The sequence below is a fragment of the Gordonia sp. IITR100 genome, from assembly GCF_002009645.1.
GTDB classification, from domain to species: Bacteria; Actinomycetota; Actinomycetes; order Mycobacteriales; family Mycobacteriaceae; genus Gordonia; species Gordonia hongkongensis.
In genome coordinates, this window is record NZ_MVKV01000022.1 from 15833 (window position 1) to 39108 (window position 23276).

A 23276-nucleotide genomic window follows, 5' to 3' on the forward strand; every position below is an offset into this window, starting at 1 on the left:
TGTATCGCTAGTGCCGCTTCGCTACCTAGTGCTGCTACTCCATCTCCGCGAGTGCGTTTCAACAGAAGTCCTGGCAGGGCTTGCACGCCCCCGGGACGCGAATGCGGGGCTTAGGCCGAGGGATCAAACTCAGAACCGCCGCGCTCGACACCGGCCTTTACGGGTCGTTCGAGTAGGGCACAGGGCCTCGCCCGGCAGGGCCCATCCTATCGCTGCTAGCTCACATAGCAGCGATAGCTGGCATAGCTCATGCACTTCTCTAGCACTTCTAGCTGGCCTAGCGTCTTGTTGCTGCTTTCTTCCGGACGCTACGGATGCTCCCTTGCCTGATGCGCTCTAGGAGCGCCGGCGCTCGGACTGTCCAGCGCGGCAAGCGTTGAGAAAAGACTGCCTTGCTCCCGACCAGCCACGTCGGTGTGTGTGAGCCTGCTCCGAAGGACCTTCAGGCCGGCGCGCATGCGAGCCCGCTCACCTGGTCCTTCTGCGTGATAGGCCTTACGTTCACCGATAATCCGCGCTCGGAGTTGCTTTGCCCGCTCGAACGCACCGGTGGACATGGCCGCGGAGTCCACAGCTACCTGGTCTGCCTGGTCAGGGGTGACTGTCCAGAGAGTTCCCTTCCCCGTACCCAGCCGGGTGACTAGGCCCAGCGAGCCAAGCGTATGCAGCAGGCCGAGTACCCCCCAGCCGCTGCCACCAGTGGGGAGGAGGGGGGACTTGGCCGCTACCGCGGTCGTGGGGATCGCTGTGTCGGCAGTCGACAGCAGGGACCACAGGGTGTGAGCGTGGTGCCCTAGTTGTCCCCAGAGGGGGTGGAGCCGTAGGGGGTCTGTGACGTCATGGTCACCATTTCCCCGGTAAAACCCATCGGGCACTCGCAGCGAGTAGAGGGCAGCCTCGTTGGCTGGCCCATCGCGCCAATCACGGGTCCGAACGAGTAGGCCACGCTCCTGGAGGCGTTGGAGGTGGACATACGCGCGGCTATCGCACACCGACATCCAGGTCGCGAGGCACCGTTTGGCGATCGGGCGATCGACGAGGCCGTGGCCGTCGGTGAACCGGTGGGTGATGACGGCGACCGCGGCCGCGACGAGGTCGGGTTCGTCCCAGGTGGCGATCTCGGCCAGCGCGTCGTCGACGAGTGCTTGGTCGGCGGGATTCAGCGGCGGCCGATGGGTACTGGCACGCGCAGTTATGCTCTGCCAGTGCGCTGCACACGCTGAGCGGGCGCGCCGGCGGTCACCGTCGCGGTCGCGGAACTTCGCAAAGGCTGGACAGTGCGCGTAGAACCAGCGCACCGCGGCAAACGAACGTAACCCGACATCCCACAACACCCACGCCGCGGCCGTCGCCGCCGCGGAGCGGTCCTCGCCTCCTGTGTCGTTGAGGATGCGCCACTGCTGCGCCGAGATGGGCGTGCGCCGCCGCCAGGCTCTCGGGGCCTGCCACTGAAACTTCTCCGCACCGTCAGCGTCCGGGGCGAGTTCGTGCATCTGCGCGGCCGCGGACAGCGCGACCGTAGGACCCGGGGTGGGGGAGTGGGGGGTGTGGTCGTCAGTGATGGCGGCGCGGACCCGGTCGCCGGCATGGGCGACGACCGCGCCGATACGCACCTTCTTGACCAGTCCGTCGCGGCGGTGGACCTCTACCTCGAGTCCGGAGCGGTACACCTCGGCATCGAGCTGCACGCACCACCCGTCGTCATGGCGGGCGAACGTCGCCTGCACCGGTCCTGGTTCATCACTGCCGAGGGCCGCGCGCAGGCATTTGGCCGTCTCCACCGCGGTGATGGGTTCGAGGTCGCTGTTGACCGGTGTGCAGTGGCGGCCGCCGGGTTTCAGCGAGGCGCTGCCCGGCAGACGGAGCAGATGTCCTGCGCTCAGCACGTCGATGCGGCGAGCCGATAGGTTGAGGTGGCGGCGCAGATCCGCAAGAAACTCGCGAATGCCCTGCTCAGACGCAGGGGAGGGGCACGCGAGGATCACGTGCAGCGAGTCCGGACTACCGGACCGGGCCAGGTAAGCGGTAGTCGCTGAGTAGTCGCCAAGCACATCGCGCAGCCGTGGCCACACCTGCTCAGCGCAGCGGTCGAGGTCAATCACCAGCAAATCGCTGCGGATCGGGGCCACAACCGCCCAGATCGCCTTGCCACCGCCGGCCCGCTCAGCCTCGGTGATCAGCTCAATCGGGTTGCCGCTGCGCTCCCGGCGAGCCTTGTTCGCCGTCGCAGTGCCCGCCAACGCGAACGCCTCACCACCGGGTGCGGGCAGCAGCCGGTACACCTCGGACCACCGCGACTCAGTAACCGAGTCGTGATCCGACACGCGTTCATCAGAACTAGCGCGAACAAATGGGTACGCGCTACCCTGAGACCAGTCCGACACAGACTGTCCCTTCGGGGTCATTGAGTGCGAGATTCCCGGCTCACACTCACAAACTTCACGAACGCCCTCGGTTCCCGCCGGGGGCGTTCGTCGTTTCAGTTATGCGCTATCACGCAGCGGTAAAACCTCCTTCAAAGGTGGTACGCCGGGAATGGGTTGGCCTAGATCGTTCGCAACGAGGGCGCCTAGGTAGTCGACAACATGCATCCCGCGGGCCTTCGCGGCCGACTGGATCGTTGTCTTCAATGCCTCTGTCGGAGACAGACTCAAAGTCACCAAGGACTTGCCCGAGGGGTCTTTACGCGGTCGGCCGGCCATGACGGCCATTCTTCCGCGCAGAAATGGAAATCGCGGGATCGACACGCCGTAGGTGTGCGACATATCGCTAACCCTACGGCAAACCTCGCTTAAACCTCGCTCACGGGCGAAGGGCTATCGCGAAGCGGTGGACTCGACTTGTCGACGGATGGCTGCAGCTACCTCAGCCGGGTGAGTCTCAGGAAGCCAGTGCCCGCCCTCGATCTCTTCGGAGAACGTGAGATCACGGACTACATGCGACGTGCGTTCGGCAACCGCGCGCGTATAGAAGGCGTCGCTACTTCCCCACACGTAAGCAGTAGGGGGCGGTGCTGTCTTACCTACCCGAACCGGCCGCTGCGGTGGACGTATCTGCTCGATCATCATCTGCCGGTACCAGTTAAGCGTGGCGGTAGCAGCGCCTGGCTCTTGCATTCGGTTCTGGTAGTACTGCGCTCTGTCGGCGGGTAGGCCCGTTGATCCAATGAATTGGGCAAGTCGATGGCGAAGGAAAAGCTCGGGAACCGCAGGAAGCGCGATCGCAGCGATGTACCAGCTCCGTAGCGCCTGAGTGGAATGCGTGAATGACCAGGCAAGGGCGGCCGGGTGGGGAGTGGAGATCACAGTTGCCGAGGCGATCCGGTGAGGATGGGTTTTGCGCAGTGTCCACAGGAGCGCCCCACCCCAGTCATGACCAACGACGTGGGCCGTATCCAGGCCTCTCGCATCGAGGAGAGCCACGACATCGCTCACCAACTGGTTGGAGCCGTACGCCGCCAGGCCCGACGGACGGGCGCCTGGAGAATAACCGCGCAGATTCGGGGCAAGCACACGGAAGCCGGCTTCGGCCAGGATCTCAGCGACAGCCGTCCACGAGGTCGAATCCTGTGGGAAGCCGTGCAGCAGCACTATCGGCTCGCCGTCCTCAGAGCCGTGTTCGGTAACCTGTAGCGTCAGTGAATCCGAGGTGAAGGTATGCACTGGTGTTTGGGTCCTCTCCGAACGGGGGCCTCTGGCGGGGTAAGCGCACCCCAGACTGTCAGACGTTGTGTGTAATGGTCGATAGCGGGTCTAGGGGTATGAAGCTATGACCGGAACTTTCTTGCGGCGACGTGGCGCTGCCGCGTCGTCCGACCACATCGAGCAGGTGCTGGCCCAGATTCCATTGATCCCACCGTGGACGGTCGACGAGTTCTGCGCCTGGGTAGAGGAACGCTACGACCGCGAGATCAAGTTGTCGCCTTGGCAAACCGAGGCTCCTGAGGCCGGCGAACCGGGTTCATGCGGATTGCTCTGGGTCACTCGAGACGCGTTCATTATTAACTACGACGACACACGCAGCGAACGGCATCAGCGACAGCAGATCTTCCACGAGATCGGGCACATTCTGTGCGACCACCGCGGCGACTCATGGAACCCCGAGGCCATGAAGGGTTTGGCCGAAGGCCTCGACCTCGCGATGGTCGAGCGCGTACTACACCGCAGCGTGTTTGACTCGGCCGAGGAGATCGCCGCTGAACTCGTCGGTACGCGCTTGGCAGTGCTCAGTCGGATGCAACGCGGTGACGGTCGGTTCGATCGGATCGCTAGTGCGTTCTTCGAGCCTGTAAAGCGATGACTCCGAGCCAGACCCTCATTGACCAGACCACGACCGCTGTCCCGCTTGAGATAGTCGGTACTGGAGTTGGTTTCGGGCTGCTACTTATCGCGTACAGAATGCTCGTCATCCGCGACCGCCGACCGACGACGACCGCAGCACACTGGTATGCGCTGTTCATTGGTGTCTACGCCGCCCTTCGGATCGGAGTTGTCCACGATTGGGTCATTGCCCATCTGCACATAACGCTGGGCGATGTCCGGCTCATCGGAGCGATGCTCCAGGTGTGTTCGGCTGCTGCGCTTCTTCTTCTTGGCCTGTGCTGGCGATCACGGACCGGCGACGTCCGAAAGTGGGTGCGCCCGGCTTTAGTCGCGGGGGTCACCATGGTCTGCATCGCTTTGCTGATCATCCACGAGCCGGTCCGTAAGACCGGCCTAGCCGTCGAAGAGCTGGATGGCTCCTGGCGCACCGGGGCCTATCTCACTCTGCACAGCTTCCTGTTCATTCCAGCTGAGCTCGTGGTTGTTGCAACCCTCTGGCAGATGGCGAAATCGACGACCAGCGCGCGCCGCCTGTTGGTGACGTTGCTGTCCCTGGCGATTGCGTTTAGCGCCTTCAATCTGCTCCTCGTGATGGGAGCAGGCTGGCTAATGAGTGCTGGCGTCGATGGTCCGCTCACCGAGCCCCGCTCCATGGTGCGCAACGACCTTGCGCTGTATCCGACGCTTTTGCCGTGGATACCAGTCGGTATCCCGGCGGTGGTGGTGGACATCCGTCGTAGGCTCGGATTGAACCGTGGTCCCGCGGATCGAATGGCTCAGCTGCGGCCCTTATGGAGCGACCTGACCGCTGTCGCGCCCGCGTATCGTCTCGCCGAACTCGGACCTGACGACGGCTTACCCAGTGAGGCTGAACGCGAATTCAGGATGCGTATTGAGCTGGAGGAAATCATCTTTGCGGTCTCTCGGTACTTACCGCCAGGTACCGCGTGGCCGGACACTCCCGACGGACGCGCCCATGTCTTAGGCGAAGCGTGCCGGGAGTTCGCGGAGCATCAGACGACCGCTGGCGGCGGCTCTTCCCCGGAATCGAGGATGTTGGTACCAGCGGCGCGGCCCAGTTGGGCTACCGATGATGCAGAGCTTGAGGCCGTTGCGAATGCCTGGGCCGCCCAGCGGCCTGCCACTCGCCTAATTGGCGTCGGGTGAGTTCTTTTTCGTCATAGCGTTTAGGGCGGCTTTGAGCTTAGAGATGAGCTGCGGATCCTGATCGACGTCCCGTGTCGCTATGTGCTGAACACCCAGATCGCGAGCTTCACTGAGAAGTTCGAGTCTCTCGTGCATGAGCAGAATCCGGTCTACCTCGTCGGAGGTGAGCGAGGCATGTTCTGGGGCAAGGTAAGCGATGTCGAAGAGGCCAAACACGGCCGCCAGTGGCGCGACTAAGTCGGTGGGCACGACCTTCTCCGAACCTTCCCGTAGTCCGCGGATTAGGTCTTCGGGCACTGGAGCGTTCACGGTCGTCGATACCTTGTCCGCTATCTGACGGTCGGTGAGCGGCGGTTCATGCCTGCTATGCCCAAAAGTGACAAGCCTGCTGATGCGCTCGTTCAGAGGTGGGATCATATTTCCTGCCTTCACTGACTGCGCGCAAATCGGCGTTCGTACCGCTCACGCTCTTCGTCTGAGGGGTTCTGGTAGTAGCCGGCCAGCCACCGAAGGTACCGAAGGTCGTCAATATCCTCGGCGGTTCCCTGACTGGGATTCGACCGGAGGTGATCATCTAGGGCGATCACGAGATCGGCGAGGTTGCCTTCTTTCCGAAAGCTTTCGGCAAGGCGGATAATCCAGGCTCGGGTGAGCCGGTCGATTGTGTACCTCAGTTCGGAGATGCCCGCTTGGACGTCGTCAGGCAGATCGTCGGGCAGCGCGTCGAGCGCGCGACCGTTCCGGGTGAGCTCGGCTAGCGCATCGGTACGCAGAACAACACCGTGTTCGAAGGCCGTAACCGGCTGAGCTGGCCTGGCTCGATTGTGGGCCATCTCTTCTCGTGCGGCCGCGGTAGCGATAGGACCGTCATCCTCTGAGATTGGGGTCGGCTCTCCGCCCTGGAAAGCCCTGCCCGCGCTGCCGGGCATCCACTGCAGCGCTTGATCAAGCTTTCCGAAGGTCACGAAGTCCGGCTGCGCTATGTCACCGTGCTCGAGCCTCCGCACCGTCAGGGCGCTTGGGCCGCCAGCCTCGCGGACGGCAGACTGGGACATGCCGAGTTCTCGGCGTCGAGCCTCGACGAGCCGTCCGAAGCGCTGGTTGTTGGCCACGCCTCGCACCCTATGCGGTTTTGTGCGGCGTCTTCGCAACGAGGTCGCGCTTGTCACCAAACCCCGTCTCTTGGCCGGACATTCTTACGCTTTGGTCACGTTAGCGTAGCGGATTAACGCATCTAAAGGTAATGTACGGCGATGTTATGCGTAAGTTACTCGTACCTGTCGACAGAGCGCACTACCTTCCGCCGCGATCCCTCCCGCAGACGTGTGCCGAAACGAAGCGTCTGCAAATCTGGCGGGCGGCAACCACAGCTGAGGCTTGTGAAGCGAGCCGCAATGCGCGCTCAGGACCTCGTGATTCGAGGCGGCTGCGTGCGTGTGCGTTCATATGCAGCCCGGACGTCATCACCGGCAACTCCCAACGCGACAGCCAATGCGCCGGCAGAACTCTCGGGCAGAGGGCGATGCCCGCGTTCGAGCGCTGCAAGAGTTGAGGTGGGTATACCCGCGGCGGCCGCCAGTTCCGGCTGCGTCAATCCGGCGAGAATTCGTAGATCCGACAGCAGCGCATCAGACCGGTCGATCGCTACAACCGCTGAGACAGGAGCTTCGAGCACCCTGAGCACGGCCACCAGCTTGTCGATCTGGGGGGAGGATGTTGACGATTCCCAGTATCGGATGGCGTTTTCACTGACTCCTGCCACTCTGCCGAGTTCGCCAGCGCTGAGACCACGTGACCGCCGCAAGTCAGTCAGAGCCTTCGGATCGAAGCCCCTAATTACCTTCCGACTCAACCGTCGGACCTTGTGCTGCGGCGATAGCGGCGATAGATCACGACGTTCGATCTTGTCGGCCCGTCTTCTTGGTGTCACACTATGTAACTATAGTTCGGTGTGTTATTTTGAGGTCACGGACGGAGGGTGTTTCGTCACATGAATTGATTGGCGAAAGAACATACCGGTAGGCCGGGTGAGGCCCAGATTAGCCGTCTATAACCTCGCCCGACCCACCAGCAATTTGGATACCTAGCTCGGTTGCCGTTGGAGCGGCAGTGAGCCTGGCGTTTCACAGTCTACCGCCGGTGCGGGTCGTGAAACGTCAAGCTGGTCGTTCCTGCTGCTGCCTTACTCGGACAGCGAGGACGCGACATGACACATGTTGTATGCGTTACCCAGAGTCGGCGCGAGGCCGACCTCTCCACGATCCCCGGGGTAGAACCACTGGGCCGAACATCGTTCGAGTGTTCCGCCCGCCGTCCGGGAATGGTGTGCGTCGTCGGTTCGGATGCCAGCCCCGACACACTACTTGGTGCGGGAACCCGTTGTGCGGTAGGACATCTGATGGTCCCTGCTGGCCCGGAGGATGACCTGAGTGCGTGGCGTCGGGCGTGGCACACGGCATACCCGCTCGGGATGGGTGGTGCGCGATGAGGGGTCGTGCAGCACGCAATCGGGCAATTGCATTTGTGGCGGCGGCCACGATGGCGGCCACTGCTGGGGGAGCCACTTCGGTGGCGGCTTCGCCGGCCGAGGCTGCGGGTGTGTGCCCGAAGCTGTATGTGCTGGGGGTTCAGGGCACTGGTCAGTCGTCGTCGGATGCGAGTCCGACAACGGATTCGGGCATGTTGTCGGCGGTGATGAAGCCGCTGTTGACGATGGCCGGGTCGCTAGTGCAGCGCGCCTATGTGCCGTATCCAGCTGGTTTCGGCGGTGCGACGGCCGGATCGGACATGGAGTTCGACGAGTCGGTCACCGAGGCGATGAAACGCACGAACTCGATGATCAAGCAGATTGCTGATCGCTGTGAGGACACTGATTTCGCGTTGACGGGGTACTCGCAGGGAGCGTTCGCTCTCGGGCGGGTCGCCCGCGACATCGGTCAGGGCAGGGGTCCGGTGCCGGCGGATCGGGTGGCGGGGGTGTCGCTGTTCGGTGATCCGACGCGGCCGAAGGCTTCGCCGTTGTTCCCGGGCCGCGACGGCGCCACCCGTCCCGATCCGGCCCCGGGTACGTCTGGGGCGTCGTTGGAGACGGTGCCGGCGTTGAGCCAGCCGACCCCGGAGGGCGGCGGTATCGGCCCGGTCGCGGACTCGGCAAGCGACTACGGCGATTTGACTGGCCGGGTCGCGTCGCATTGCGCGACCGGCGATTTGGCGTGTGACGCACCGAGCGATGCCCCGGTCACGCATCTGGTGACCAACATCGTCGGGCAGAGCAAGCTTGATCAGGACGACCCGGTGCAAACCCTGTCGTCGTTGGCTGAGGCGTTGGCGCTGACATCGGTGAAGACCGCGGTCCCGCTGATCAACGAGGATGTCCAGGGCGAAACCCTGGATGAGTTGTCGTATCAGCCGAGTCAGTCAATTTCACAGCGGTTGGCCGTGGCGTCCGATCCGCGCACGCCGTTGCCGTCGGCCGGCGATGCGCTCAGCGCGTTGGTCAAGGTCGGCACGATCGGCCTGAATGCGGCGGTCACGGTCGCGAAGGAAGTCCTGACCCCCGCGACGATCACCGCTCTAGCAACCACTGGTCTGGCGAATCCTCCTGCGGCGCTGGCGATGCTCGGAGCGAAAGCACTGGAAGCGACGGTGAAGCTGGTTCCACCGACGACGGTGAACCGGTGGGCCAATGAGGCGTTCACTGCGGTCAAACAGAACATCTCCGACAACTCCGAACTGCTCGACGTGTCGAACCTGGTGCGCTACTGGCAGACCGCGCAACAGCACGGCAGCTACACCAGCAACGGCTCGACCGCGGCAGGGCTATCGGCAACGGTCTACACCGCCACCTGGTTTGCCGCGTTGGCCGCAGACCTGGCAGGTAAGACCTTGACCCCGTCCGAGGGCGGGGACGGGTTTTTCGCTCCAGACACCAGCTCGCCGCCGTCGGCGGCGGTGGTCCCGACGCTGCCCGAGGTCACGACGGTGACCGCAGGTTCTTCGTCGAGTTCGTCGACCACCCCCTCAGCGTCGCTGTCGACACCGTCGTCGGCATCGCCCAGTAGTGAAGCGGCGGCGCCTAGTTCAGCCTCCCCGGGGTCGGGTCAGTTCTCTACCGAGAGTCCCGATTCGTCGTCGGCACCGGTGCCGGCCGCGGGCTGACCCTTCTTCTCCTACGCATCAACATCCGAATCCCGAAAGGGGTTAGGGGAATTTTGTTGACAACCAACAACTCTGACGAAACAGACAACATCGACGGCCGGAGGTGGTTCGGCACTGTGCCGGCATGGGCGTCGACCGGTGACACACCGGCGCGCGAGCTGGCCGCAGGCTTGACCGCGGCAGGGTTTGTGCAGCCGGCTCCACCGGTCGAGGTGGCAGATGAGTGGGGGTGGCTGGCCACCACCGACGCACCCGATACGGCCGACGACCCCGCACCGCGCCCAGCCGAGGAGGCGGTGGCCGCCGAGCCTGCTGCGCCTGTCCCTGCCGCTGGTCGGGTGGTCGAACCCACCGTCGACGACCTTCCCGCCGCCGCTGCGGGGCCGGAACCCGCCGCCCGGCCTCGGCGGCGCGTGACGCTGCCGGGCCGTCGGGTGCGGGTGGTTGTGGCGGGCGTGGCCGCGGTGGTGGTGGTGGCCGGTGTCCTGGCGGCTGTGGTGGGCAGTCTGCTGGGCGGGGCGAGTGAGGACCCGCAGCCGCGTGATCCGGTCGCGGTGCTGGGCGCCACGTCCTCGGCACCGGCACCGCCTGCTGATGAGTGCCCGGAACAGATCGACGGGCCGGTGACAGTCGGTAACGACGAGGGCGATCAAACGTCGGGTCCCGGAGTGATCAAGGCGTTTGACTACGCCTATTACGTCCGCCGATCCGGTGAGGCCGCCCGTGCGGTGGCCACCCCGAACGGGGTGGGAACCACCGCCGATTTACAGAAGAGCATCGACGCACGTCCGGCCGGGACGAGCCACTGCTTACGGATCACTGACCGCGGCACCGGCCTGTACGCGGTGACGCTCACCGAAACCCAACCCGACCAGGCCCAACCGACGGTGTATCGCCAGCTCATCCAGACCGTTCAGGCCAACGGAAAGACCTGGATCGCCTCCATTTCCAAGGACGAATCCTGACCGTGTGTACCGACATACCTGTTGGTACACAGCGCATTTCAATCGAAAGGAACTGATCACAATGACCGCCAAACATCGCCCACGCGAGGGACACACCTACACCCGGCACCGCATGATCGCCGCGGCCGTGGTGGCGAGCACCCTGGCCACCGGGTTCGGCGCGGGAGCGGCGCTGGCTGAGCCCGAACAGGGCGGCACCGGGCAGAGCACCCCCGAACAGGGCGGCACCACCCCGACGACTCCGCAGCCCCCGGAGCAGGGCGGCACCTCCACACCTCCGCCGGCGGTCACGCCGCCGGGCCGAGGGTTCATCCCCGCCCCGCCGCAAGAGGCGCCGTACCAGCCCTACGTCGCACCGCAGACCTACAGCGAACCCATCTATGAGCGGCCCTACACTCCAGCCCCCTCGCGGCCCTACACCGCGCCCCGTCCGGCGCCGCCGGTGAAGCCGATCGCCCCGCCACCCGAGATGGTGCGTATCGGCAATCACGTCCGGCCCGTGGAGGACGTCAAGAAGCAGTTCCCTGGTATCACCCAGGAGCAAATCAACTCGATCAACGCCTGGTCGGCCTACGGCGAAGCAAAGATCGCCCAGGGCCTGATCAGCGTGGGGGTGCCCGAGGACGAGGCGTCACGTCAGGCCGCAGCGACCATCATCGGTGTGATGGGCGGCGGCACCGCCGGTGCGCTCGCCCTCGGTGTTCCAGCCGCGGTCACCGGCGCGGTCGGCGGCGGCCTGATCGGTGGTGTCACCGGCGCCATCATCGGCTCGACCCTGGTGGTGCCGGCCCCCGGCGCCAACACCGGACCCGGCGCACTCATCGGCGCGGGGGCTGGCGCAGCGATTGGCGCTGCGGCACTGGGCATCCCGGCCGCCGTCATCGGCGGTGTCGCGGGCGGCACCGTCGGCGGTCTGCTCGCGCATGCCCTCGGCGCCGGGGACCCGGGCGCCGACCCGGCCCAGCCGAGACTCCCCGGCCAGCCCGAACCCCGGCCCCGCACCACACCCGAGCAGGCACCGCCGACCGGCCCCAACCAGTTCGAGGTGCACCTAGCCGCACCCGACGCCGCTCGGGCGGGGCTGCCGGCGGTGGACTACCAGGTCAACGTGCGCGGTGATGTGTCGGCGGCGGTGGACGTGGCCGGTCAGACCGTGCGCGCCGGTTGGTCGGGCGAGCAGGCCCGCGCCCCGTACAACGTGCTCGGCGCCGGCGGCGCCAAAGCGCAGGAGACGGTGCGGCAGTGGACCGAACAGGCCACCGATCAGCTGAGCGCAGCCGTGCCCGGTCTGCACGTCGCCTGGCCTGGCCAGCAGAAGAAGCCCGCTCACCGCTGAGCCGCGGCAGCTTCCCCCTCGAAGAGTGAAAGGAACACCCATCATGAGCGAACCAACGTCATCGGCGTCGTGGTTGACCGAGACCGGACACCGTCCCCTGATCGGGGTCGGGGGGCGCGCACCCGAGCCCGCGCAGAAGGTGATGCTCGAACGGCCGGTCATCGTGTGCGGGACCAGCGGAGGTGTGGGCACCTCGGTGGTGTCAGCGTTGCTGGCCGACTACCGGGCTGCCGAGCTGGGGGAGCGTTCGTGGTGGGTGGACTTGTCGTGCACCGACAGCGACATGGTCGAGCGCCTGGGCGCCGACGAGCTGGGAGAGGCAGGTTGGTGGCAATCGGGGCGGGGGACCACGATGTGGTCGCCGACCGAGGGGTCCTCGATTGCCACCGCGCTTGAGGTGTCGGCCACCGGGGTTGCGGTTCCGGTAGTCGATGCCGGCGCCCGCACACGGCTCGCGGCCGCCGCGGTTGGTGACTATCGCCAGACCGGAGCAGCGACACCGGTTCTCGTGCTGGGGCCGCGCCCCGATCTGATCAACCGCGCACGGCGGGTGTTCTCCCACTGGGAGGGCGTCGGCGTGCTCGAACACACCGTGTTGGTGATCTGTTGCCAGATCCCGACGCTCAATCACGCAGCGCTGACCGACATGCTCCACGATGCGATGACCGGCCACGTGGCTGCGGTCGTCGCGTTCGACTACGACCCCGTGTTGGGGTCGGGCACCGCCCTCGACCGCGACTCCTTCGAACGACTGTCCCCGCGCACCTGGGATGCCGTTGGGGCGCTGGCGGAGTTGACCCGCGACGGCCAGGCGGGCACCGGCGAGCAGGCGGTGTCGCGGTGACTGCGCTGCCCCATGGAATCGCCCGGTTGTCGGTGCGTACCGAACCGCTCCCGGTCACCGGTGAATTCCCGCCGCTGTTCGCACTCATGGGCGCTCACGGCGGAGCGGGGGTGAGCACGCTGGCGACGATGTGGGCGCCGGCCGCCGACACCGGCCGCTGCTGGCCAACCTCGCCACGCACCACCCGCCGCGTGCTGGTGGTCGCGCGTGAACACATGAGTGGGATCGCCGCGGCCGCCGACGTGCTGCGTGCCGCCCACGAGGACACCGCACCACCCGGGGTGCAGGTGTGCGGACTGATCACGGTGGCCGCCGAACCGGGCCGGGCGAGCAAAGACGTCCTGCGCTACGCCCGCACCGTTGCCGAGCTGGCCCCGCACTCCTACCGCGTTCCGTGGGTCAAAGCGCTGATCCCGTTGCTGCACCGGCAGTTACCGACCTGGCGGCCCGCCGACGGTGTCAAGGCCACCCGCGCCAGCTCCGATGGCGTGCTGGCCTCAGTGCCCAGCGCGATCGCCGCAGTGGGACAGCAGATTTGCGACGACTTGGCAGCCGATCGGGCTGCCGCACACAGCGAACCGTCCTCCACGGTCGCCTAACACAAAGGAAAGAATCACCATGGGAATCGTCACCACCGCATACGGCCAGGTGCAGCTCCTCGCCACCGAGGTCCACCTGCTCGCCGCCAACCCGGGATACGACATTCCGCCGCAAGCCCCGCCGGGGTCGGAGAAGTTCATGACGCTGGTGTCGTGGATCGGGTGGGGCGCCTGCCTGGCCGCGGTCGCCGCGCTGCTGATCGCCGGCGGCAAGTTCGGCTTCGATCGCCACCAGGGCACCGCCGACAGCGAAGCGGCTACCAAGGTCGCCAAGACCTGCGTGGGCTGCGTCATCATCGCGATCGCCGGCGGTCTCGTCGGGGCTCTCACAGCCTGATGAAGGAGACCACGCATGCTGGTGATGCAGCTGGCCGCCGACCTGCCCGACGCGGTCACCCAGCCGTTCGAACAGCTCTTGGGCTGGATGTTCTGGTTGATCTGCCTGGCCGGGGTCGGTCGGTTGTTTTGGATCGGCGGGCAGATGGGTCACGCCCACCACAACCCGCACGCCGAGCCACCCGACACCCCGCTTGGGGTGATCGTCGGCCTGATCATCGGATCGTCAGCAGCGGGGATCGCCGGGGCCTTGGTGTCCTTCTAACCCGGGCCCTGGCAACCCTGGCCCCGCTGGCTGTCGTGGTGAGCATGCTCACCGGCTGCGGCGGCGACGCCGACCCCGCCGCGCACTCGTCGACGACCCCGCCACCGACCGCACCACCCACCGACGTGGCATGGACGACGTTCAGCGGCGTGCAGGTGCCGTGCGCCGACCAAGGCCCGAAAGACTGCTACGGGTCGGCCCCGACCGGCTACGACCACACCGGCGCCGGGGCGGCCTTAGCCGCGATCTCGGCGACCATCCGCATGTCGATCGCCGACGACGTGGTGTGGCCGAAAGTCGTTGGCGCACTCGTCGCACCGTCGGTGGCGCGGGATCAGTGGTCGATCAACCGGGTACGCATCTCGATCGGGCACCCAGTCGATAAAGACCAAGCGCCAGTGGTCGAGGGCTACACCATCGACTCCTACACCCCGCAGAAGGCGACGGTCGGCATCATCACCCGCCAACCCGATAAGTCGCTGACCCGCACCACCGCCACCGTCGTGTGGTCGGTCACCGGTGACTGGCTCCTCGAGCTCCCCGCCACCGACAACACCACCACCCGCGTGCACGCCATCCCCACGCTGCCCGCGAACATGATCGACCTCCCGGAACCTTCCTAACCACGTCAAACACGCTGCACCGCAGAAGGAGTCAGCACATGCGTTATCCCCTCGGGCTAAGCCTCGACGATATGCCTCACGAGCTGGGCATGATCCTGATGGCCAGTGCTGGTCACGGCGTGGCCGGTGCCCTGCTCAGTCAAGTCGCATTGTGGACCGACAGCGAGACTGTCGGCGCACTCGCTGTCATCGCCCTCGGTGTCGGGTTCATGATCGCCGCGGGCGCATCGTTTCTCGTGCGTGGTGAACCGACGTCGCCGCCCTGGGCGCCGAGCATGCTCGGAGCGCGGCTCCAGGTCATCGGGATGATCGGTGCGGGTCTGGGCGCAGTGATGCTGGCGATGTCGGGCGGGCTGCCGATGATCACGTGGTTCGGCATCCCTCTGGGGGGAGTCGTCCTCTTCACGTGCGCATTCATCCTCAGCTTCTACGCCACGACCGATGACCCGGTCGGGCATGGCGGTGAGCGGGCATGAGCAGCACCGACAACGAGACCACTGCCACGACGAAGCGACGGTGGAACCGCCCTATCGTGTGGATCGCCCTGGCTGTGGTGGGTGTGGCGATCGTGGCCGCGGTCGGCTTCGCCGCTTCGCGCCTGGATAATTCCGACGACGCGGCACCACCACCGCCGCCACCACCGATCAACACTCCGAGCGTGCCGAGCGGTGATCCCGGTCAGGACTACCTCGGCAACGACGTCGACGTGTTGGGCCGGGGTATGCGCATCCCCGCCGACCCGAACGGGCATGTCCTCGACCCAGGTCCGGCAACCTCACCGAAGCAACTGACCAGTCCGGTGCGCGCTCCGCAGGGCTTGGAGTGGCAGAAGGTCTACGGGGTGCCGATGCCGTTCAGCACGAGCGACGGACCGACCGCGATCCGTGCCGACGGCGTGCCCTCGGGGTTCAGTCGCACCCCCCAAGGCGCGGCGCTGGCCAGCTTGCAAATCCTGCTGCGCGCCACCTTCGGCCCACAGAAGGTGCGCCAAGCGGTCGTCGACAGTTCTGTGATCGGCCCCGCCGACCTCAAACAGCAGATGCTCGCGGTCACCAATGACCCGCAGTACCAGACGATGCCGGCCGCAGTGCAGATCACCCCGGACCGCTACACCGAGAACGCCGCGACGATCCGCTGGGCATTCGGGCCGTTCCCCGCGCCCGCAGAGTTCCCGACGACCAACGGCACCGTCTACGGCGGCGGCTACATGCCGGTCGTGTGGGACGACGGCCGATGGAAACTGCGCATCACCGAACAGATGCTCTCCACCGACCAGGGCCTTATGGAGTACATCGACAACCCAGCGTGGTCGACATGGTTCTGACTCACACCCGCTGGCCACGACGCCTGCTCATCGCGGCCGTCCTCGCTGCCGTGCTCGTACTGCGAGTGCCGTTCGGCGGCAGCGCGGCCGAGGACCCCGGCGCGCAGATGGTCCCGGTCGCCGCGGCCGCCCCCGGCGTGGTCGACAACATCAAAGAGTGCGCGTCGAGCCCGCTGGGTCTGCTCACCGGCCCGCTGGCGTGCGCGGGCGTCAAGTCGGCCACCGGGGCAGTCAAAGACGCCGCAGGCGAAGGCTTCAAATCAATGGTCAAATCCATGGCCGGGGGCTGGGTGAAGATCCTCCAGCTCACCTTGGCGTGGTTCATCAAACTCCCCACACCGCAATACGCCTCGGACTCGGTCATCCAGGACATCCAGAAGGCCACCGTGCAAATTCAGCTTTACGGGCTGGTGGCGTCGATCCTGATCGGGTCCTGGCGGTTGGTCATGGCGCGCCGCCAGGCGGTGATGAACGAAGCCCAGGAATCCTTCATGGGGCTGGCGAAAACGGTGTTCGGCGCGTGGATGTTCGGCGGGGTGCTCACCGCGTGCACCGCCAGTAGTGACGCCCTGTCGAACTGGCTGCTTGAGCAGGGCACCAAGGACAACGAAAACCTCATCACCAACCTCGCCGCGGCCAACCTGCTGACCCTCGGCTCGGGACTGATTCTCATCGTCGCAGTGTGTGGCATCCTCGGCGGGATCTTGCAGGCGGTGCTCCTCATCGGCCGCCAAGCGATGCTCGCCGTGGTCGTCGCGATGATCCCGGTGGTGGGCAGCTTCGGCGGAACCACCATCGGCAAGATGGCGTTCTCCCGCCTCATTCAGTGGACGATCGCCCTGCTGCTGTGGAAACCAGTAGCCGCGCTGGTGTATTGGGTGGCGTTCAAACTCGCCGGCCACGACGTCGGGTCCCTCAAGGACGCCCAGATGGCGCTCATGGGGTTGATCCTGCTGTCGCTGACCGTGCTGGTCCTGCCGATGCTCACCAAACTGATCTCGGCCGGCGCGGCGATGTCGGGCGGATCGGGGTTGCAGGCCGGAACGATGGCCGCCGGGGCTGTCGCCGCGGCGGGCACCATGGTCGCCACCGGCGGCGCATCGGCCGCGGCCGGCGCCGGATCAGCGGGCGGGTCGACCGCATCCATGTCGGGTGCCTCGCTGGGTCCGATGGGCGGACCCACCGGACCCAGTTCCGGCGGACTGTCCGGGGGCACGGGATCATCCGGCGGACCCTCAAACTCTGGCGGCGGGGGATCGGGCAGCAGCCGCGGCGGCACCGGCTCGTCCGGACACGTCGGCCGCCACGGCGGTGGCACCGGCTCGGGCAACCCCGGAGACGCCGGCACCGCCGCCGGCGCGGGCAGCGGACCCCAACCCTCCGCATCACCCGGCGCGGGCAGCAGTGGCACCGGATCAGTCGGGGTCGGCGACGTCAGTCAAGCCGCCTCCTCAGCCATGAGCGCCTCGGAAACCCTCTTCGACGACAACTACGAATCCGCATCCCTCGCTGGTGAAGGAGGCCAATACCGATGACCACCCACAACACTGCTGACCCGACCGGAACCGCCCAGCCAATTAGAGACGGCGGAGCAGCGGCAGGGGGTCAGGGCTGATGAGTTCGTCGGAGGCCGACGCGGTCCTGCTGTATGGGCGGTGGGAGAAGCCGCAGTCACCGGGTCTGTTCGGGATGTCTTGGGGCGCCACGCTGTTCGCCGGTGGCGTGCTGATCGTCGGGGTGTTGCAGTTCATGGTTTTCCGGTCGTTGGCGATGACCGGCGTCGTGCTTTTGTTCGGCGCAGTCGTGTTGGTGCCGCTGGTGCAGAAACGCCGCGGCCGTACTGGTTGGGAGTTGATGATCGTGAGGTTTGCGTTCTGGAACGCCAAGCGCAAGGGACACACCACATTCCGCGGTGGCGTGTTCGGGGTGGTGCCGGGACGGTGCCAGATGCCCGGTATCGCCGGGGATACCCGGTTGTATGAGTACGAGTTGAGTTCGGGCCACCGGTTCGGGCTGATCCACGCGCGGGCGAAGGACCACTACACGGTGGTGCTCTCGACTCAGCCCCAAGGCCAGGAGCTCGTCGAGCAATCCCAGATCAACAACTGGGTACGCGGGTGGGACGACTTCCTGTCCGGGCTGGGTAAGACCCACAACGTGGCCGGGGCCATGGTGGTGGTGGAGACGCTGCCCGACAACGGCACTCGGATTGCCGCCGAGGTCCGCTCGATCACCTCCACGCACGGTCCGGAGTTCTCCCGTGAGGTGATGGCGCAGACGGCGTTGCACCGGATGTCGGCGAAGGTCCGCAACGAGGTGCGGGTGTCGATCACCTTCCGCCGCCAGCGCGAAGCCGACAGCACCGAGGTCGCCGATCAGGGTGCGGCGATCGGGCGTCTGCTCTCGACGATCGTGGGCCGCGCCGCGACGGCGGGCCTGGATGCCACGCCGATGACCGCGGGCGAGTTGTGCGCGGTGGCCACCCGCGCGTTCCGCCCGGAGCTTGACCGCGAGTTGGAGGTGATGCTCTCCCGCGACGAGCAGGACGAGTTGCGGTGGGACCAGACCGGGTGTGCCGGGGCGAAGGCTGAGTGGGATCACTACGTGCATAACGGGTTCCGGTCGGTGACCTGGGAGATGACCGACGCCCCGGCGGGCACCGTGACTCATGAGGCGTTGCGGCCGCTGCTGGTGCCTCGCATGGATGTGCCGCGTAAGCGGGTGGCGATCGTGTACCGCATTCACAACGAGGCCGAAGCGGTGAAGCTCGTCGACACCGACTTCAAGAACGCGCTGTCTGCTGAGCAGGCCAAGACCGGTATCGGCTCGGCCGAGGCGTCGATCCGCGTGGATAACACTCGCGCGGCTCGGATCGAACAGGCCCGCGGCGCGGGACTGACCCGGTTCGGCATGTTGATCACGCTGACCGCTCCGCGCGACGCCGATCATCCGCAGTTGGCCGCTGAACTCGAAGGCATGACCTCGGCGGCCCGGATCGGGGTGCAGCGGGTGTACGGCGGGCAGGATTCGGCGTTCGCCGGGTCGCTGGGCTTGGGCATTCTGCTGCCCGAATACGCCACCGTCAACAAGCGTCTGAGCGCGTGAGGGGACCGGTGCGATGACGTTACTGAGCACTCGTCCCGGCCAGCGCGGCACAGCCATCGACGACACAGCCCCTCACGATCAGATCCCCGACACCGTACGCATCGGCGGGGTGCTGGTGATGACCGCCATGCGCTACGAAGCGCTCAAGATGGCAGCGGCCGACGACACCGGCGGGCGGTGGGCGACTCGCCGCGCTCAGCGCAGGCTGGCGGCCGAGAATCGGCGTCGCGAACGCGCCATCACTCGGGCGGTCGAGCAGGGTGGGTTCGATATCGAAAGCCCCGATCCCGGGCATCGGGGGACGGCGAAGCCTGGCGGCGGGCGTACCTCGATCGTGGTTCGGATGCTGGAGTGGCGCACCACGACCGCGCAGGTGGCCGGCGGGTTCTGGCCGTTCTCCATCGGCGCGTCGTCGCCGCTGTTGGGCACCCCGCTCGGCGCGCATTTGCAGACCGGCCAGGACTTCGGCTGCGATCCGCTGACCTGGTTCCTCGCCGGGCTGATCACCGCGCCGATCGCGTTCGTGCTCGCGCTCAACGGGTTCGGTAAGTCGTCGCTGGTGCGGCGCCTGGCGGAGGGCAACATGGCCCAAGGCCACACCTCGTTGTTCCTCGGCGACATCAAACCCGACTACGCCGACCTGACCCGCGCCAACGACGGCCAGGTCATCACCGGCGGCTACGGGCATCAACAGATCAACCCGCTCGCCGCGGGCGCGCTCGGTGAGGTCCTGGACCAGCTGCGCGAGCGAGCCGCGGCGATGGAGGCCGACCCGCAGGCCAGCCGGCGTGGCCTGGACAAGCTGCGCGAGCAGATCACCCAGGTCAGTGCGGACCTGCGGTCGCGGCAGGTCGCTACCGTGGCTGGTCTGGTAGAAATCAACCGCGGCCGTGCGGTCGAGGACTACGAAGACACCCTGCTGGGCTCGGCCCTCGACATCCTCTACACCCCCGTCGAGGACGCGGGAAAAGGGTTCACCGGTAGCAACCCGCCGATCCTGGAAGACCTCTACGCCGTGGTCAAAGCCGGTGGGCCGAGCTTGTACGAGGACGCCGCGGTCGAGACACCCGAGGCGTATGTTGCGGCGACGTCGAACCTGCTGCGGTCGTTGCGGGCGTTGGTGTCGGGCCGTTTGGGTCGGGTCCTCAACGGCCAGACGACCGAGCCGATCAACGTCAACGCACCTGCGGTGTGTGTCGATGTGTCCCGGGTTCCCAAGGGCGACAAGAAACTCAAAGCTGCGCTACTGCTGGTGTGCTGGTCGGACGGGTTCGGTGCGGTCGAGGCCGCCCACGTCCTCGCCGATGCCGGGATGGGTCCGCGACGCACCTTCCAAGTCATCATTGACGAGCTGTGGCAGGTCATCGGCTCGGGTGCCGGGATCGTCGACCGCGTCGACGCGCTCGTCCGCTTGAACCGATCGGATGCGGTGTCGCTGATCATGATCACCCACTCGGTGGCCGACCTGTCGGCGTTCGAGTCCCAAGCAGATGCGAACAAGGCGATCGGGTTCCTCGAGAAAGCGCGACTGAAGTTCATCGGTCCGGTCGGCACCGAAGAACTCGACCGACTCTCCACGGTCACCCACTTCAACCGCGCCGAACGGGCACTGGTCACCTCCGCGGCGTCCACACCGCCGCCGTCGGAGTCGGTGCTGCGCAAATTGCGTGCCCGCATGCGGGCCGGGGATGACGCCTCGACGACCTCGGCGGACCGCCCGCGCCCGCACGGCCAGGGCGTGTTCCTGCTCAAAAGCGGTGAGGACGACCGGCCCGGTACCCCGTTCCGGCTCAACTTCACCCCGATCGAAGCCGACGGCGGCGTGCACAACACCAGCGGCCGGTTTACCGGCGTCAGCACCCGGTCCGGGGACGCCGCATGAGCGCAGAGTTCGATCGCCGCTACGGGTGGATCGACCCCGAAATCCGCGATCTGGCCGTGGCCGCGGTGCGCGAGGTGTTGCCGCATGTGCGGTCGTTGTGGGCGGCGTGCAACAAAGTGTCCCAGCAGTTCTCGGTGCACCCGAACACGATCAAGAACTGGTACCAGAAGGCGATCGCCGCCGAGGACACCGCGCCGCAGGCCGGCAGCAACCTGGAACTGGCCGCAGCACGTGAGCAGCTGCGCGCCTTGCAGCAACTCAACGCCGATCTCGTCGCGGCACTCAAGGACCGGCAGGACCGGACGCGGCCATGAATGACGGGGCCAAGGGGGGTCTGGCCGCAGCATTGGCGCTGATCGTGGCGATTCCGCTGATTGTCGTCACGATGCTCAGCACCGTGGTGACCGACTGCGAGACCCCCGGTTCGGGGGCGGAGTCGGGCGGTGGTGGTAATCCTGGGCAGCGGACCATGCCGATGAAGAAGGGCACCTACAGCCTGACCTCGGGGTTCGGTCCGCGTGGCGGCACCATGCATCAGGGCGTGGACTTCGGTTCCCAGCCCGGGGTGCCGATCTACGCCGCGTTCGACGGCACCGTCTCCAAGTCGGGGCCGGCCAGCGGTTTCGGGCAATGGATTGTGCTGTCGCACAACATCGACGGTAAACGCGTCGACACCGTCTACGGGCACGTGTTCCCCCAGGACCTCATGGTCAAAGCCGGCCAGAAAGTCACCGCCGGGCAGCAGATCTCCAGAGCCGGCTACAACGGCGAAGTCTCCCCACCCGGCCCGGGTGGCACGCACCTGCATTTCGAGGTGTGGGAAGGCGGCTGGGGGCAACGGGCGATCGACCCAATGCCGTGGCTCAAAGGTGCCCGCGAACCGGGCAGCACCCCACCACCGGCGGCCCCCGCCCCGGGTGGGGGAGCCGACGCGGATGTGGTGACGGTGGCCGACTGGAACAAGGTCGCCGAGCACGAATCCGGCGGCAACTGGGCCATCAACACCGGCAACGGCTACTACGGCGGCTTGCAGTTCTCGGCGAGCACCTGGACCGGGTACGGGGGAGCGAAGTACGCCCCCACCGCCGACAAGGCCACCCCGGGTGAGCAGATGGAAATCGCCAACAAGACGTTGCAGGGCCAGGGCTGGGACGCCTGGCCGGTGACCTCCCGCAAGGCCGGGGTCCGCAGCAAGAAACCCGCCCCGGAGGGCACCTTCGTCGACAGCGCACCCGCCCGCGCACCACCACCCGCACCACCGGCAGCAGGCGCACCGCGTGCGGAGACACTGGGCGCGGTCACCGACAGCAGCGGCGAACTCGACATCTCCAAGCCAATGGCGTCCCGCCTGGGGTCAGAAGCGCACTTCCAAACCAACACCGTGCGACTGGTCCGCGCTGTCGCCCAACGGTTCCCACAACTAAAAACGATCGGCGGATGGCGCGCCGACGGCGGCGGATTCAGCGACCACCCCGACGGCCGCGCCGCCGACATCATGATCCCCAACGACGGCCGCGACCCCGCGAACGTCGAGCTGGGCAACCGCATCCAGCGCTACGTGATGGACAACAAAGACGTCTTTCACGTCGAATACACCATCTGGCGGCAGTACTATCAGCCCGCCCGCGGCCCCGGCAACGTCATGCCCGACCGCGGCGGCTGGACAGCGAATCACTTCGACCACGTACACGTCACCGTCGACCGTTCCCCGCTCTACAACGGCGAAGACCTCGGCCGGATCCGCGATCGCGGCGGCGATGCCGGCGGCAGCAGCGCCGGATCAGACGACTGCGAACCCGAAGGCACCCCTGGCGGTGGCGGGGGCGGCACCGTCAAGGTCGGGACCGTGCCGGCGGACTGGGCGCGCTGGTACAACGAGGCCGGCAAGATCTGCCCCCAGATCACCTCCTCTCTGTTGGCCTCCCAAGGCCATCAGGAGACCGGCGGCTTCAAAGCGCAGGTGACCTCACCGGATCAGGCGATGGGACCGGGTCAGTTCATCCCGGGCACGTGGGCGACCTACGGCAAGGACTACGACCGCGACCGCCGTGTCGACCCGTACTCGGTCGGCGACGGAATCATGGCCCAGGGCCACTTCATGTGCGACATCGCCACACAGGTCGACGGGTGGATCGCCTCGGGTGCCGTCGAGGAGCGCAGCGGCCCGAACAAGGACCGCCGCGACCTGTACCTGGCCGCCTACAACGCCGGCCCCGGTGCGGTGCAGTCCTCCGGCGGATTCCCCAACCAGGTGCCGCGGCACTTCTCCGAGACCCGCCCCTACGCCGAAATCATCATCCGCAACGAGCCGAAGTATCGCGACTCGCTGCCCGACCCTCGATAGGAGCCC

22 protein-coding genes are annotated in these 23276 nt (G+C 66.5%); 17 read left to right on the top strand and 5 right to left on the bottom strand.

Translation table 11 applies throughout. The features are described 5' to 3' along the window. Window positions 1-308: 308 nt before the first annotated feature. Both B1818_RS21435 and B1818_RS21440 read right to left on the bottom strand, forming a co-directional pair. A complete protein-coding gene (locus tag B1818_RS21435) occupies window positions 309-2282 on the bottom strand; it encodes a hypothetical protein (RefSeq protein ID WP_254859791.1) in 1974 nt (657 codons plus the stop codon). Window positions 2283-2816: 534 nt separating this feature from the next. Then, window positions 2817-3662, bottom strand: coding sequence for an alpha/beta fold hydrolase (locus B1818_RS21440; protein WP_078113927.1), 846 nt, complete (start codon window positions 3660-3662; stop codon window positions 2817-2819). 106 nt (window positions 3663-3768) lie between these two features. Here B1818_RS21440 and B1818_RS21445 point away from each other — a divergent pair, with 106 nt between their 5' ends. Further along, window positions 3769-4299, top strand: coding sequence for an ImmA/IrrE family metallo-endopeptidase (locus tag B1818_RS21445; protein ID WP_078113928.1), 531 nt, complete (start codon window positions 3769-3771; stop codon window positions 4297-4299). Continuing rightward, window positions 4296-5489 carry a DUF6545 domain-containing protein gene (locus B1818_RS21450; protein ID WP_078113929.1) on the top strand — a complete coding sequence of 398 codons (1194 nt, stop codon included), beginning with the start codon at window positions 4296-4298 and terminating at the stop codon, window positions 5487-5489. Before B1818_RS21445 ends, B1818_RS21450 begins: the two co-directional genes overlap by 4 nt. On the opposite strand, the gene B1818_RS24030 is transcribed toward B1818_RS21450, so the two are convergent. The 3 genes from B1818_RS24030 to B1818_RS24790 all read right to left on the bottom strand — a co-directional run bounded on the left by B1818_RS24030 (window position 5472) and on the right by B1818_RS24790 (window position 7419). Further along, complete coding sequence (locus B1818_RS24030; RefSeq protein ID WP_139363065.1) at window positions 5472-5906, bottom strand: hypothetical protein; 435 nt, start codon at window positions 5904-5906, stop codon at window positions 5472-5474. The two genes, B1818_RS21450 and B1818_RS24030, sit on opposite strands and share 18 nt — an antisense overlap. Before the next feature lie 11 nt (window positions 5907-5917). Then, on the bottom strand, window positions 5918-6601 hold the full coding sequence (locus tag B1818_RS21455) for a helix-turn-helix domain-containing protein (RefSeq protein WP_254859792.1): 684 nt from the start codon (window positions 6599-6601) through the stop codon (window positions 5918-5920). Window positions 6602-6891: 290 nt separating this feature from the next. Next, the gene (locus B1818_RS24790) at window positions 6892-7419 is read right to left on the bottom strand and encodes a helix-turn-helix transcriptional regulator (RefSeq protein ID WP_078113931.1); all 528 of its coding nucleotides are present in this window, start codon (window positions 7417-7419) and stop codon (window positions 6892-6894) included. A 608-nt stretch (window positions 7420-8027) separates the two neighbouring features. Here B1818_RS24790 and B1818_RS21465 point away from each other — a divergent pair. The 15 genes from B1818_RS21465 to B1818_RS24690 all read left to right on the top strand — a co-directional run bounded on the left by B1818_RS21465 (window position 8028) and on the right by B1818_RS24690 (window position 23270). Further along, on the top strand, window positions 8028-9647 hold the full coding sequence (locus B1818_RS21465) for a cutinase family protein (RefSeq protein WP_254859794.1): 1620 nt from the start codon (window positions 8028-8030) through the stop codon (window positions 9645-9647). Window positions 9648-9859: 212 nt separating this feature from the next. Then, entirely contained in the window at window positions 9860-10612 is a 753-nt protein-coding gene (locus B1818_RS24235) for a hypothetical protein (RefSeq protein WP_176455971.1), read from the top strand. A 61-nt stretch (window positions 10613-10673) separates the two neighbouring features. Continuing rightward, a complete protein-coding gene (locus B1818_RS21480; RefSeq protein ID WP_078113934.1) occupies window positions 10674-11948 on the top strand; it encodes a hypothetical protein in 1275 nt (424 codons plus the stop codon). A gap of 43 nt (window positions 11949-11991) precedes the next feature. Continuing rightward, the gene (locus tag B1818_RS21485) at window positions 11992-12792 is read left to right on the top strand and encodes a hypothetical protein (RefSeq protein ID WP_078113935.1); all 801 of its coding nucleotides are present in this window, start codon (window positions 11992-11994) and stop codon (window positions 12790-12792) included. Beyond that, window positions 12789-13391, top strand: coding sequence for a DUF6668 family protein (locus B1818_RS21490; RefSeq protein WP_078113936.1), 603 nt, complete (start codon window positions 12789-12791; stop codon window positions 13389-13391). Before B1818_RS21485 ends, B1818_RS21490 begins: the two co-directional genes overlap by 4 nt. A 19-nt stretch (window positions 13392-13410) precedes the next feature. Further along, window positions 13411-13728: a hypothetical protein gene (locus tag B1818_RS21495; RefSeq protein WP_078113937.1), complete on the top strand. Its 318-nt coding sequence runs from the start codon at window positions 13411-13413 to the stop codon at window positions 13726-13728. A gap of 15 nt (window positions 13729-13743) precedes the next feature. After that, a complete protein-coding gene (locus B1818_RS21500) occupies window positions 13744-13992 on the top strand; it encodes a hypothetical protein (RefSeq protein ID WP_078113938.1) in 249 nt (82 codons plus the stop codon). Window positions 13993-14036: 44 nt separating this feature from the next. Then, window positions 14037-14615 carry a hypothetical protein gene (locus B1818_RS21505; protein WP_254859810.1) on the top strand — a complete coding sequence of 193 codons (579 nt, stop codon included), beginning with the start codon at window positions 14037-14039 and terminating at the stop codon, window positions 14613-14615. Between the two features lie 71 nt (window positions 14616-14686). Then, window positions 14687-15091, top strand: a complete 405-nt coding sequence (locus B1818_RS21510) for a hypothetical protein (protein ID WP_078113939.1) — start codon at window positions 14687-14689, stop codon at window positions 15089-15091. After that, window positions 15088-15939 (top strand): hypothetical protein, encoded by an 852-nt coding sequence (locus B1818_RS21515; RefSeq protein ID WP_078113940.1) that lies wholly within the window; start codon window positions 15088-15090, stop codon window positions 15937-15939. The genes B1818_RS21510 and B1818_RS21515 overlap by 4 nt, the downstream gene beginning before the upstream one ends. Then, complete coding sequence (locus B1818_RS21520) at window positions 15930-17474, top strand: hypothetical protein (RefSeq protein WP_078113987.1); 1545 nt, start codon at window positions 15930-15932, stop codon at window positions 17472-17474. The genes B1818_RS21515 and B1818_RS21520 overlap by 10 nt, the downstream gene beginning before the upstream one ends. 79 nt (window positions 17475-17553) lie before the next feature. Next, the gene (locus B1818_RS21525; RefSeq protein ID WP_078113941.1) at window positions 17554-19044 is read left to right on the top strand and encodes an SCO6880 family protein; all 1491 of its coding nucleotides are present in this window, start codon (window positions 17554-17556) and stop codon (window positions 19042-19044) included. Between the two features lie 13 nt (window positions 19045-19057). Continuing rightward, complete coding sequence (locus tag B1818_RS21530; RefSeq protein ID WP_078113942.1) at window positions 19058-20926, top strand: hypothetical protein; 1869 nt, start codon at window positions 19058-19060, stop codon at window positions 20924-20926. Next, window positions 20923-21240, top strand: a complete 318-nt coding sequence (locus B1818_RS21535; RefSeq protein ID WP_078113943.1) for a transposase — start codon at window positions 20923-20925, stop codon at window positions 21238-21240. The genes B1818_RS21530 and B1818_RS21535 overlap by 4 nt, the downstream gene beginning before the upstream one ends. Beyond that, window positions 21237-23270, top strand: a complete 2034-nt coding sequence (locus B1818_RS24690; protein ID WP_078113944.1) for a transglycosylase family protein — start codon at window positions 21237-21239, stop codon at window positions 23268-23270. Before B1818_RS21535 ends, B1818_RS24690 begins: the two co-directional genes overlap by 4 nt. Window positions 23271-23276 lie beyond the last annotated feature (6 nt).